Source organism: Tepidibacter hydrothermalis, assembly GCF_029542625.1.
In the GTDB taxonomy this organism is placed as follows: domain Bacteria; phylum Bacillota; class Clostridia; order Peptostreptococcales; family Peptostreptococcaceae; genus Tepidibacter_A; species Tepidibacter_A hydrothermalis.
Window position 1 is genome coordinate 272,113 of record NZ_CP120733.1, and the last position, 14,064, is coordinate 286,176.

Sequence of the window (14,064 nt, forward strand, 5' to 3'; positions counted from 1 at the left end):
GATGGATGTATTTGATATAAGTAAGAAAAATAAAATTAACATAATAGCTTATCTTATTATACTAAGCATTACATCTATAAGTTATTATTTGATGGTTTCATTAAGGGTAGATGGATATAATCCGTCACTTTATAAATATGCATATATATACTTTAATGGATTTTCCATGTTGTTATTCACATTGATAATGTTATTTTGGGATATAAATTATACTTATATAAATATATATTTGAAAATTATTATTGAAAGCTTAATAGCTTCATTATCAGCTGTTCCAATAATACTTATTATCTTTATGCTGGGGCAGCTTAACAAAGTTAATATATTTATTCCATTGATTATTCAATCCTTGTGGGGAACTGTTATATTAAGTATTAAAAATATTAGTAATAAATATAAAAATAAAAACTTCTTTATAGGAATGTTTATTTTTATAACTATTGTTTTAAGCAGTGTTTATTTATTTTTTTATACTAATTATGCAAATATTGTATTAACAACCATTTATGACAAAGATATACCAATTATATTTTTCTTAAATCCACTTATTAATATAGTCGGCATAAGTTATAGTCAAATGATTGATAATCAAATGGGATATTATCCTGTTATTTGTTATTTAGTATTTTGGGGGATGGTAGTATTGATATTTAATATATTAGATTTAAAGTTTAATAAAGTGAATAGTTCAAAAGAGGGTGGCCAAAATTTATAAAGATAAAATATATATAACTTTAAAAAAGCTTAGAAATAAGATATGGATTAACAATATTATAGGTTGTTTAATAGATTCTTTATTAATATATTCTCTTATTATTTTAGGATTTACAATAATAATTCATGTGATTCCTATTGTCTACTTCATAAAAAAATCTATTATTATAGGAGCTATATTACTTGGAGTAGGTATTATAAGAGGAATAATTAAAAGACCGAGTATAAAAAATACAGCATTAATAGGGGATAAGATGGGGCTTAAGGATAGATTGATAACCTATATAGAGTATAAGAATAATGATGATAGTATTATAAATTTATTTAAAGATGATTTAAAAGAAATGCTTGATAGTTTCAATGTTATTAAGAATTACAAAATACATATTAAGTTTAAAAGAATTATTATCTCTTTATTGGTAATCGTATTATCCTTAGGGATATATTTTGTGCCATCAAATAATAAAGATATAGCTATAGAAAAACAAAATATAAATGATGATATAAAACAAGAAGCACAAAAGGTAGCTGATATTAAAAAAGAGATTAAAGAAAATATAGATAAAGAAAACTTAGATAAAAAGGATAAGGAAATATTATTATCAACTCTTGATAATCTAGAGAAAAAATTGAATAAAGCTGATGATTATAATCAAGGATCAGTTGATATTAATAATGCTCAAAGTGAACTAAACGAAATAAATGAAAGTTATATGAATGATGTAAGCTCTGTTTTTGAGGGAGTAAAACAAGGTAATAACAGTATTGAAACTGCAATTGATTCTCGAAATATAGATAGAATAAAACAAGCTTTAATGGATGAGAAATTTACACAAGAAGAAAAAGACAAGATGATAGATAATATAGAAAAAATACAAAATAGTACTAATAGTGAAGCTTTAAATAAAATAAAAGACTGTTTAAAAAAGGGTGATTCTTCAGGAAAAGATATTGCTGATATATTAAATAAAGATAAGAAGAAATTAAAAATAGCAAAGAAAGCAGATATGAAACTTGAAAGCATGAAAGAAAGAATGATTTCAAAAGAAGGAGAAGGATTTAAAAGCTTTGGAGATAAGAAAGGGTCTGATTTTGCAAACGGTGATAATGATGAATTAGATAATGGGGAAAATGGATTTGAGAACCCGAATGAAATGGCCATGGGGAATGCAGCAAATAAAAAGATGGCAAATTCAAATGGAGTAGGAGGAAATGTTGATTCAAGCTCAGATTCAAATAAACAATCACAAGAAGGTCATATAAAAAGAAATGAAGAATCAACTCGTCTTAAAGATAATGGTAACGAAATTTCAAGTGTTAGTGGAGTTACTGGAGAAGATGGGATTATAAATAATAAATACTCTGATAACGTAAGTGAGATAAAAGGGGATTATAAATCACTTGATAGTATAGAAAAAGAGTTTAGTAAAGAGGGGATGGATTATATATTTAAGCAGGATATACCACTTGAAGATAGAGATCTTGTAACGGATTATTTCAAAAGATTAAATGGGGGGGATTAATATGGAGGAAGTAGTAGTTAAGAATTTTCAAGATTATTTTGAAGATATATTAAGTGAGGTAAAAAAACAGATAGTAGGACAGGATGAGATAGTAAGAAGTGTACTTATAGGTGTAATATCTGGGGGAAATGTATTAATGGAGGGAACTCCTGGTCTTGGAAAGACTGTTCTTGTTAAGACGTTTGGTAAGGTTCTTGATCTACCTTTTTCAAGAATTCAATTTACTCCAGACCTTATGCCTGTAGATATAACGGGAACTGTAATAGTTAATAAGAAAGATGATGATATAGAATTTTCTTTCCAGAAAGGACCTATATTTAGTTCATTAGTTCTTGCAGATGAGATAAATAGGGCAACACCTAAGACTCAAAGTGCAATGCTTGAAGCTATGCAGGAAAGAACAGTAACTGTTGGAAATGATACATATGAGTTACCTCAGCCATTCTTTGTTTTAGCAACTCAAAATCCTCTTGAAATGGAGGGAACATACTCTCTACCAGAGGCACAGTTAGATAGATTTATGTTTAAGATTAATATTAAGCTTCCTAAAATGGAGGATCTTTATAGAATAGTTGATTTGACTACTTGTGATAATAATGAGGTTGATATTAAAAAGCAGGTAGGGGTTGATGATTTAATACAGATGAAAAAAGCTGCTATGAAAATACCTGTACCTAGTAATGTAAAAGAAAAAGCAGTTAAAATAATGCTTGAAACTCATCCAGATAAGACAACTACTGATGCAGTAAAAAATTATGTTAAGTGTGGAGTGAGTCCAAGGGGAATTCAAGCAATCATAACAGGAGCTAAGGTCAAAGCATTATCTGAGGGGAGATTTAATGTGTGTATGGAGGATATATATTGTATGGCTTATCCTTGTCTTAGACATAGAATATTTTTGAACTTTAAGGCCATGGCAGACAAAATAGACACCGACACCATAATAAGGGAAATCCTAAAGAAGGTGAACTAATTGGACAAATTCTTAAGAGAAATAGAACCATTAATTATAAAGCCATATAAAAAAATATTAAAAGGAGGAAAAGGAAATTACAAAGCAGGGGGATTTGGAAATTCATTAGACTTTTATGGCCACAGAAAATATATGCCAGGAGATGATGTTAGAAAAATAGACTGGAAGGCTTATATGAGAACAGATGAATTCTATATAAAAGAATTCGGCGAGCAGAAAAATATGAATGTAAATGTAATACTTGATATAAGCTCGTCTATGGACTTTGGAAATCCTAATAAATTTGAAATGGGAAAGATGTTATCCATCGGAATAAGTTATCTTACACTAAAGCAAATGGATAACTTAAGTGTATATACTTTAAATGATAAATTAAATTGCAACTTTAGAGGAATAAGAGGAAAAGATAATTTTTATAACATAATGGAAGATATAAATAATCTAAATTCTAGTGGGAAAACAAACTTAAAAGATATCTTAAATTTAAACAATTCAAGCTCAGGAATAACATTTATAATATCTGATTTCTTTGATGAAGATATAGAAACAGCTTTGGATTATTTAATAATAAAAGGCCAAGAAGTTGTAATGATACATTTGTTATCACCATCTGAAATAAATCCAGACTATAATAATGAACTAAAGCTTATAGACAAGGAAAGTGGAAATATAGTTAGACTTAGCCTTGATAAGAATATAAAACAAAAATATATAAATAAGGTAGAAAAGTTTATAAGGAATATAAAAGAAAAATGCTTACAAAGAGAGATTAAATACATATTTGCACAAACAGATACAACCCCAGTAAACATATTGTCAAAGTCATTAGGGGGTATATAAATGAAGTTTTTAAACCCTATAGGATTATTATTTTCTTTATTACTTGGAGTAATAATACTATTTTATTTTAAGAAAAATCAAGTCGTAGAGAAGTACGTATCTACAACTAAATTTTGGGATGAGATACTAAAAGAAGTAGAAGGAGTAAGAACGAGAAAAATAGATAAATACCTACTATTAATAATTCAAATGATAATAGGATTGTTAGTAGTAATATCAATAGCTAATCCTACAATAATAAAGAATATCAACGAGAACCAAGAAAATGAAAATATAGTATCATGCAGCAATCAAGATCTAAACAAAACTAAAAAAATAATTTATATAGGAGATAACAAATACATAAAAAGTGCTCTATCGAGTATTGAAAATATAAAAGTTGATTTTGATAATGAGTATAGTGAGAAATATAAACAATATGATGTGTATATCTTGGATAAAAATGTTGATGAATTACCTAAAAATGTTAATAAGTGGATAACATATCCACAAAATGGTAATATTCAGGGGAGTATTAATAGTGTGAAAGCATTGAAAATTGTAGATTCTGAGTTTTCTAAAAATATCCACAATAAAAAAATATATGTGGATAAAACAGAATATTTGAAAGAAAAGAAAGGATTTAAAACAATGCTTAGTGTGGATAACAAACCTATAATTATATATGGGGTAAATGATAAATCAAAAGAGATATATTCGTCTATAAATTTTAATAAAACTAATTTAGTAATGACTTCCGATTTTCCTATACTAATTAAAAATATGATTAACTGGCTGTCATACGACGAAAATATAGAGCAAACTTATAAAAATATAGATGATAAGAAAGATAGTTCGGGATATACGATAAAAAATATAATACTGATAATAGCCCTATTCTTGATGGTTATAGAATGGGAGGTATATAGACGTGAAATTTAATTTTGAAACTAATATATTTATTACAATAATATCATTACTAATAATAGGATATTTTATATACAACGGATTAAAAATTTATAAAGTATTTCCTAAAAAGAAGTTTTATATATGGGTTGTATTGAGATTTCTTGCTATTACATGTATCATATTATCTCTTATGAAGGTAAGCTTAGTTTTAGAAAGCAATAAAACAACAACTATTTTCTTAGTGGATAGATCTAAGAGTTTACTTAAAAATAAAACAGAAATAGAGGAGTACATAGATAATCAAATACAAAACAAGAAAAGAAAAGATAAAATAGGGGTTATATCATTTGGAAAAGATGCAATGATTGATGTACCTATCAGTGAAAACTTAGATAAAGTAAAATTTGAAACTCAGCCAAACCAAAATTTTACTAATATAAAAAATGCTCTTGAGTTTTCTATGAATCATTTTCCTGAAAAAGATAATAAAAGATTAGTTCTAATAACAGATGGAAAAGAAAATATAGATAATTACGATAAGATAGTAGATAAATTAAAGGAAAACAATATAAATCTTGTTATCTATAATCAAAACATTAACTCAGACAAGGATGCTCAGCTCAAAAAAATGTATATACCAAACAATATACATATTAATGAAAAGATTCCTGTAACTATAACTGTTAATTCTAATTTTAATGGAGATGGAATATTTCATTTGTTCAGTGAAAATAAAGAGATATTAAATAGAAAATTGAATATAAAAAATGGAAGTAATGAATTTGAATTTAGAATAGATTCAAATCCAAAATACACAAATTTAAAGGGTGAAATAGATTTTAAATCTGATACTAATTCAAAAAACAATACTATTACTAAAACTATAACACTAAAAGATACCCCAAGAGTATTGCTGATAGGAGATTATGAAGATACCAAAAATATCAATAATTTAATTAAAAGTATGGATTTAGAATATGAGAGTTATTCTGCAAAACAGGTAAATAAATCTATAGATTATTTAAGTAAATTTAGTGAAATATTGTTAGTTAATGTATCGTACGATGAGATGGATAAGGAATTTGAAAAGAATTTAGATACAGTAGTAAAAGAAAATGGTTCATCACTAATAGCAGTGGGTGGAGAAAAAGCATTTGCACTTGGGGGATATAAAGATACAAATATAGAAAAAATGCTTCCTGTACAGTGTGAAATGAAAGGAAATAAAAAACATCCTAATACAGGATTAGTTCTAGTTATTGACTGCTCCGGAAGTATGGAGGATAGCAGTAATGGTATTAAGAAGATAGAAATGGCAAAGGAAGCTGCAATAAAATCTGTAAATATTCTAGATAAAGATGATTATGTAGGAGTTTTAGCTTTTTCAGATAAGCTTGAATGGGTAGTTCCATTTCAAAAGGTAGAGTCTAAAGAAAAAATAAAAAATGATATAGGACTATTAAGCTCAAAGGGAGGAACTTTAATAATACCAGCACTTAATAAAACTGAAGATATACTAAAGAAATCTAATACAAAAGTAAAACATATAATATTATTATCCGATGGACAGGCAGAAAAAGATGGATATGAATTTATATTAAATAAATTCAAGGAAGATAAAATTACATTATCTACTGTAGCAGTTGGAAATGATTCTGATAAGAACGTATTAAATAATATGAGTGATCAAACTAATGGAAGAAGCTACATAGCTACTAACCTTTATGATATCCCAAAGATATTTGCAAAAGAAACATATATAGCAACTAAGAAATATTTGAATAACAAAAAGTTCAAGCCAGTTGTAGTGAATGAATCAGATATTTTAAAAGATACAGATATACCTGATTTATATGGATATACAGGAGCAGGAATAAAGAAAAACGCAAATCTTATACTAAAAAGCGATAAGGACGATCCTATACTAGCTAGCTGGAATTATGGTATTGGAAAAGTAATAGCATTTACATCAGACTTAAATGGTAAATGGAGTAGAGACTGGATAGAATCTAGTTATTTTGAGGATACCTGGAGGAATGTAATAAACTACTCTTTTAACGATAATAATATTGACCTTGATATTAGGCAGTATGGTCTAGTTGTAGATGTATTTGTAGATTCAACTAAATCCAACTTAAAATCAGAGGTTTCAATCAATGGAGAAGATTACAGTGATGATATTGAATTAGATGAAGCATCTATTGGTAAATTCAAAGGAAGCTTTACATTAGATAATACAGGGGATTACTCAATAAATATTAAATTAAAAGACAATGATAAAGTATTAAAAAATGAAACGAGAATTATCCATCTAGATTATTCTCCAGAATATGATGTTGGAAAGCGTGATGATTTAGATTTGTTTTATGATGCTGACTCTATAAATGGGGATGTTGATGTTTTTAAAGTGCCTATAAAAAATAAGAATAGAGCTGTTAGGGAGTTGAGTTTTATATTGCTTCCGATTGCGCTGTGCTTGTTTATAGCTGATATAGGGGTAAGAAGGATGCTTTAAAAATAGGTATGCTAAAAATAAAACTTATTAAAATACCGCTCATAGATTAAATTTTTCAAATAAAACTAAGCATTACGTCTTATTGAATATCCTAAAAGTTCTAAACTCCCTTTGGTCAGACAACGAACTTTCTTGACGGATATTCAAACGATGTAATACAAGTTTTATAATGAAAACATTTAAACTAATCGCTAACATTTTAATAAGCCTTATTTTTTAAGTGTAGCTTATTTTAAAAGCAATTTGGATTGATGTGAGATTTTAAAACAATAAAAAGGGGGATTGGGAATGAAAAAAGTTTCTAGAGTTTTAAGTGTATTTGTTTTAAGTTTTTTGATGGTATTTAATTTATGTGTATTTAATGCTGAAGCGATGGCTTCTAAGATTAGCAGGGAGGATGTTTTAAAGGCTGGGCAGAAGACTGTTAATTATTATCATGAAAATTATAAGAGAAAAGAGTATAAGGGAATACTTGATTGGCCAGCACTTGGGCTTTATGGTTTTGGTGAGGATGTAAGTTCTCCTAAGTGGACTGTTAATGGTAAGAATGGAGTATATTTTAGAGAAGAAGAAGTTAAGAAAGGAATAATGCTTTCTAAAACTAAGAATACTGATTTTCAAAGAACAATTATAGGAGTATGTGCAGCTGGAAAAGATCCTAGAAATTTTGGTGGAATGAATTTAGTTGATATTGAAAAGAGCACTATGCTTCCAAGTGGGCATTTTGCAGATTCAGTGGCTGATAATACAACTGGTAAGCCTGTTGGAGAAGATTTAGTTAATGCTCATATATTTGGTATAATATCACTTCACTGTGCAGGAGAGGAAATACCTAATAAGCAAAAATGTCTTGAATGGCTTCAGAATCAACAGCATAATGATGGAGGATTTACTTGGGATGTTAAATCTTATGAGAATCCTAAGGATTATGAATTAATAGAATCTGGTGTTGATATGACAGCAGCAGCACTTATGGCATTTGCAATTTTAGATCAAGATGATTCTAATCCACATGTTAAAAAAGCGCTTAAATTTATTCATACTAAACAGTTAGATAGTGGTGGTTTTGAATCTTGGGGAAGTGAAAATCCTGAGAGTTGTTCGTGGGTAATTCAAGCTATTAGAATGTTAGGTCAAGATCCTTTATCTGATGAGTGGACTAATGCAAAAGGAGAAAATCCTGTAAGTGCACTTCTTAAATTTCAGCTTGAAAATGGAGCATTCACTCATGTATTAGGTGAAGATGACGATCTTCCTATATATGATAATGCAATGTCAACTGAACAAGCACTTTACGGACTTGCAGATGCTTACAACGAAAAGGGAGTATATGATATGCTTCATGAAAAATATAAGGTTAAAAATAATCCTAATATGAAGGTTCTCAAGCAAGAAGTGAAGTAACTAGATAACAATTATAGATGCCTGGATTTCGTATAAACGAAATCTGGGTTCTTTTTTTAGATTTGGTGGGTTATCAAAAACTTCCTATGAAAATAACGTGAATACAACGATATTTTGAATACAACTAAGATGTCATCTTATTAATAATCCTAAAATATACGAACTCTCTACGGTCAGACACATAAATTTCTCAACGTATTATTAAACGATAAAACCTAAGTTATATTAGTCAAAATATCTAAAATTATCCACTAACATTTTCATAGAAAGTTTTAATGGAAATGAATCTATTATTAAGTTTAAAATGCATCATCTAAGTTATTAGAAATTAATTCCGTTAAGTACCTGCTCAACTAAAAGAAGACTCCCCTTAATACCTAAATGAGTTTTAGGAATAATATCTATATAACCAAGAGAAGGAAGGTCTATTTCTATACCGCTGAATATATGGTTGTTTAACTTGAGCTGAGATATAGTATTACCATTTGAAAATACAAGATCACTTTTGGTTTCGTATATATTTTTATTTAATACATCTTCAATAGAGTAATCTCTTAATAGTGATTTTAAATTATTTTTAAATAAATTAGGATCATCTTCAATAAAATTAATACAATTTGGTATCATTCCAAAATATTCTATTAAAAAATTAGTATAAGAGTAAGCTTTTGATGATGTAGACTCAATAGAAAAAGTACTTCCTTTAGGAAGACCAGTAAGAGAGTTAAGTCTTGATATATGTATATATGATTTGGCTCTTGCTTTTTCAATTTCAGTTATAAAATCAGTGCAATCAGAATTCATTATTTCACAAATACTTTTTATAAACTCTTCAGTAAGATCAAATCCTATAGGAAGACCTTTATCAAATGAAAAATACGAGATGCTGTATTTTTGTTTTAGATACTCAGCTATGTCAATTCCCAGCTCTGGATATAAAACTATATTTAAAGAAGCTTTATTTATATTTTTTAATGTATTAAAGTTTGTATCAGCACATAATACACAGTTGACTTTTATATTACAAAGATTTAAAAGTCTTTTTATTTCTTTTATATCACCTTCATAGTACTTATCATATATAGATACACCTATTATATTTACTGTTTTTTCATTATTATTATGGTATTCTTCTAAGTTTAAATTCTTTAAAAGTGATATTAAACTGTTTTGAAATCCCTTATAAAAGCTTTGAGAAAACGCTGTTGTTTCTATGCTTATATAAGGCTTATCTTTTATTTTTCTATATAAAATTCCATTTAGATCATCTCCTATAAGTGAAGCACCAGGAGAGTTAATAACTGCTATTAAGTCAGTATCTTTATCTTTTATAAAATCTAAAATTTCTTCAAGCTTATATTTACTTCCATATACATAATCATCTTTGTCTAAGTATGTACATGGAACTCTAGGCTGACCAAAGTAGAATTTTTCAGGGTAATTTAGAGGGTCAAATTCAAGCTGTCTTGTATACTGGTAATCAGATATAGCACTGTGATAAAATTTACATCCAGTAGGAGAGTTTAATAATACTATAGAATTTTTTATTCCTTCTAAAGCAAAAACTGCTCCTGTTAGGCTATCTGGAGTAATATTTTTTGAATAAAATTTCATCTTTTCTCCATCCTTCCTTTATGTTTAATTTGAATAATTTTGCCCATCTTTTAGCTAAATCAAGTCCTGAGAAAAAACCTACATCTGGACAGTGAGGAATCGTATCTGCAAAAACATCTTTATCTAAGTTTGAAGAAGTATAATTAGACAATATTATATCTGGATTTAGAGTTTTTATATCGTTTAGTCTATTATTTTGATCATAATTCTCTTCGACATTAAATCTATTTTTAAATTTAGTTATAAATAAATTATCTTGAGAAAAGTTAAGTATACCAACTTTAACTATATCCATTTCAAGAGAAAGTGCAGTTTCTATTATCCAATCAATACTATGATTATAGGTTACTATCATAAGTTTTTTATCTTTAAGATATGGTTTTATTCTCTCTATTTCTTCTTTATATATTTTTTCATTTACAGATAAGATATTGTTGACTAAATCTTCTTTATTAAAGAATGCAGCAACTTTATTTAGCCAATTTTTTGTTTCACTAAACCCTATAGGGAAGGGCACGTCTAGAAATTTTGCATTATATTCTTTTATAAAAAATTTTTCCATCATTCTTCCCATATAATCTTTGTTTGCTAGAAGATTAAGCTGAGCTGATTTGAAGTTTTGTATTTTTTCTACACTTGTTTCGCAAAGATATCTACAGTTAACAGTAATTCCAAGAGTATTTAACATTTTATTTATTGTTTCAAAGTTCTTAGAAGTATTTTTAGCAACGACTTTTTCAAATATTATATTAACTGTATTTGGAATAGGTTTGACATCTTTTTTTATTAAGGATTTAGCTATATTCATGTAACTCATAATCATTCCCTGCATATAATCTCCAGCTAAGTTTCCATCTGCGTCTATATGTATTATAGGAAGATCTAAAGACAAGTTTTCTATTTGAGTTAAGTCATCTCCTATTATTCCAGAAGGACAAGAGCTTACAACTATTATAGCTTTAGGATTGTATTTTTTAATATTATGTATTTTTTCTTTTAGTAAATCTATACCTCCAAATACCATACTACTCTCATCCATATTGGAGCATACTAGATTTGGTGATATTGGAACAGGAAGCAAACTTCCTCTTTCAAATAAATTTCTTCTTCCTGCTGAAGAAATACTTTGATATGATATATGGCAGCAGCTTTTTGGAGAATGACCAATTACTACAGCATCTTTTACATGTACAGACATTGTAATAGCACCATTGAATGCACATCCGTGAAGTGGTTCTTTTGATATTACATTTTTAGATAAGAATGCATTTGGATTTTTAAGATCTACATCTTCATTTTTATTTATTTCTGATCTTGTTTCTTTAATTTCAGATATTTCTTCTGTATTTGTTTTATTTGATTCATATATTTTTCTATCTAGAACTATTTCTTCAAGCTTTGAGTCACTTAAAGGCTTAGCTTCATGCAATTCTATATTATTGATCATTGTTTTTGATAAATTTATAAACTTATCTTTTATATGTGAAGAAGTATAGTTTTCTACTAGAGTAATACCTTTTTTTTCTGATAAAGAGAATTCATCACTTCTTGGAAATACTGCACATATAGGCAAATCTACTGCTTTTGAAAAATTCTCGATTCTTTTGTCTTCATCTTTTATTCCTCTTTTATTAAATATAAGTCCTGCAACTCTTTTTTTATCAAAATCAAAATTCTTTATACCTCTTAAAATATTGTTTGCTGCGTATAAGGACATATATTCACCTGATGTTACTATGTATATAACATCTGCATACTCTTTTCTTATTGGAACTGCAAATCCTCCGCATACTACATCTCCTAATACGTCATACATTATAAAGTCATAATTATTTTTCTTGATTCCGAGTCTATCTAAAAGCTCGAAAGTAGTTAAAATTCCTCTTCCTGCACATCCAACTCCAGGCTCAGGACCACCAGCTTCTATACATGATATTTCATTAAATCCTTTGAATAAAATATCATTTAAATTATATTCAAGTGGGTTGGTTACTTTAATATAATCAAGAACTGTAGTTATATTTTTTCCTCTCATAAGCAGTCTCGTAGAATCATGCTTTGGGTCGCATCCTATTTGAAGAATATTTTTATTATTAAGTGATAGTGAGGCTGAAATGTTAGCGCATATAGTAGATTTTCCAATACCTCCTTTGCCGTATATTGCTATTTCCTTCATAAATATCACCCTTTCCATTACCATATTATGTATTTAAATAAATTATATAGCAACATTCAAATATAAGGCAATATTGAATTATTTTGAGTAATTCATAGAGAATTAGAATATGACATAACTCATCCTTTAGAATAAAGAGAGTTTATTAGCATATATAGAAATATGGTGAAAAATGCAAAAATATAGAATGATTCGACAATCTATTGAAAGAAAATGGAAAAGATGTTAATATATCCATAAAGAAACGCTTGTACACTAAAATTAAATATTTACCTATCTATGTTCTTTGATTTTTAATCAAAGATTAAAAGGGAATGAGGTGAAAATCCTCAACGGTCCGGCCACTGTAAGTGGGGAGTAATCCTTCAATATGCCACTGGATATAATCTGGGAAGGCGAAGGAGAACGTTGATCCACAAGTCAGGAGACCTGCATAGGTAGATTTAGAAACAAACCTTCCGAGGAAAGGTTATGTCTAGGAGTTTGGTAGAATTACCTGTGTTAATCATGTACATTAACCCCCATGGCCTATTTTCGGATAAGCCATGGGGGTTTTTTATATTAAAAAATAAAAGGGGGATTCACAAATGAAGATGAAAAAATTTATAACACCAGTTTTAGCAGCATCACTAGCTTTTGGAGGATTTGCAATAAGTGCAAACGCACAAGATAATATTGCAAACCTTACGTTAGACGATGGAAGGGACTTTAGTGTAGTTAATGAGATTGGACATGTTGAAGAAATAAGAGCAATAGGTGCATCAGCAGACTGGCAAACAAAAATAGAAATACCAGATACAGAAAACATTAAATGGACAACTTCAGATGATAAAATAGCAGAAGTAATGGGTGCTGGAGATATAGCATACGTTAATCTTGTTGGAGAAGGAGAAGCTACTATTACAGTTACTTATAATAAAAAAACAGTAACTAGTAAGATTGTAGTAGAGAGAAAAGGAGAAGCTAAAAATAAAATAGCTAATATAACAGTTGGAGTAGATGAAAACCAAGATGGAATGATACAAGATAATGAAAAATATATTAAAGGTGGAGAGATTGAGTTATTTTCATTAAAAGATGAATTAGGAATGAGTGATGCTGATGTTGCTGATGTTTTAAAGAAAGACCCAACAGCATTGCATGCACTACTTCAGGCATTAGAAATACAAAATGATGAAGAAGGTATTTCAGATGGATATGATTATGTAAAAGAACAAATAAAAGAAGGAAAGTTATCAATAGAATCTGAAGGTTCATATATAAGAGTACTATTAGGAACAGAAAATAATTATACAAAAGGATGGCAGTATAAAATCAATGATAAAAAACAAGATAGAACAGCTTCTATATACAAATTAAATGAAGGAGATACTGTTAAATTTGAATTTAGTAAATTTGAATGGTAAAAATAATTAAT

The 14,064-nt window shown here is 28.2% G+C and carries 10 protein-coding genes and 1 riboswitch; of the genes, 8 read left to right on the top strand and 2 right to left on the bottom strand.

From position 1 onward, the window contains the following. Position 1: 1 nt before the first annotated feature. The 7 genes from P4S50_RS01090 to P4S50_RS01120 all read left to right on the top strand — a co-directional run bounded on the left by P4S50_RS01090 (position 2) and on the right by P4S50_RS01120 (position 8,857). Positions 2 to 715 carry a hypothetical protein gene (locus P4S50_RS01090; protein WP_277732664.1) on the top strand — a complete coding sequence of 238 codons (714 nt, stop codon included), beginning with the start codon at positions 2 to 4 and terminating at the stop codon, positions 713 to 715. Next, entirely contained in the window at positions 699 to 2,237 is a 1,539-nt protein-coding gene (locus P4S50_RS01095; RefSeq protein ID WP_277732665.1) for a hypothetical protein, read from the top strand. The genes P4S50_RS01090 and P4S50_RS01095 overlap by 17 nt, the downstream gene beginning before the upstream one ends. A 1-nt stretch (position 2,238) precedes the next feature. Then, entirely contained in the window at positions 2,239 to 3,210 is a 972-nt protein-coding gene (locus tag P4S50_RS01100) for an AAA family ATPase (RefSeq protein ID WP_277732666.1), read from the top strand. After that, a complete protein-coding gene (locus tag P4S50_RS01105) occupies positions 3,211 to 4,050 on the top strand; it encodes a DUF58 domain-containing protein (RefSeq protein WP_277732667.1) in 840 nt (279 codons plus the stop codon). After that, positions 4,051 to 4,971 (top strand): BatA domain-containing protein, encoded by a 921-nt coding sequence (locus tag P4S50_RS01110; protein ID WP_277732668.1) that lies wholly within the window; start codon positions 4,051 to 4,053, stop codon positions 4,969 to 4,971. Further along, the gene (locus P4S50_RS01115; protein ID WP_277732669.1) at positions 4,961 to 7,453 is read left to right on the top strand and encodes a VWA domain-containing protein; all 2,493 of its coding nucleotides are present in this window, start codon (positions 4,961 to 4,963) and stop codon (positions 7,451 to 7,453) included. The genes P4S50_RS01110 and P4S50_RS01115 overlap by 11 nt, the downstream gene beginning before the upstream one ends. A gap of 288 nt (positions 7,454 to 7,741) precedes the next feature. Further along, the gene (locus tag P4S50_RS01120; protein ID WP_277732670.1) at positions 7,742 to 8,857 is read left to right on the top strand and encodes a prenyltransferase/squalene oxidase repeat-containing protein; all 1,116 of its coding nucleotides are present in this window, start codon (positions 7,742 to 7,744) and stop codon (positions 8,855 to 8,857) included. A 321-nt stretch (positions 8,858 to 9,178) separates the two neighbouring features. Here the strand turns inward: P4S50_RS01120 and P4S50_RS01125 are convergent, their stop codons facing one another. After that, positions 9,179 to 10,471 carry a nitrogenase component 1 gene (locus P4S50_RS01125; RefSeq protein ID WP_277732671.1) on the bottom strand — a complete coding sequence of 431 codons (1,293 nt, stop codon included), beginning with the start codon at positions 10,469 to 10,471 and terminating at the stop codon, positions 9,179 to 9,181. Further along, the gene (locus P4S50_RS01130; protein WP_277732672.1) at positions 10,437 to 12,647 is read right to left on the bottom strand and encodes a nitrogenase component 1; all 2,211 of its coding nucleotides are present in this window, start codon (positions 12,645 to 12,647) and stop codon (positions 10,437 to 10,439) included. Before P4S50_RS01130 ends, P4S50_RS01125 begins: the two co-directional genes overlap by 35 nt. A 262-nt stretch (positions 12,648 to 12,909) precedes the next feature. Further along, positions 12,910 to 13,098: riboswitch (cobalamin riboswitch) on the top strand. 136 nt (positions 13,099 to 13,234) lie between these two features. On the opposite strand from P4S50_RS01130, the gene P4S50_RS01135 reads away from it, so the two are divergent. Further along, a complete protein-coding gene (locus tag P4S50_RS01135; protein WP_277732673.1) occupies positions 13,235 to 14,053 on the top strand; it encodes a DUF4430 domain-containing protein in 819 nt (272 codons plus the stop codon). The last annotated feature ends 11 nt before the right edge of the window (positions 14,054 to 14,064 follow it).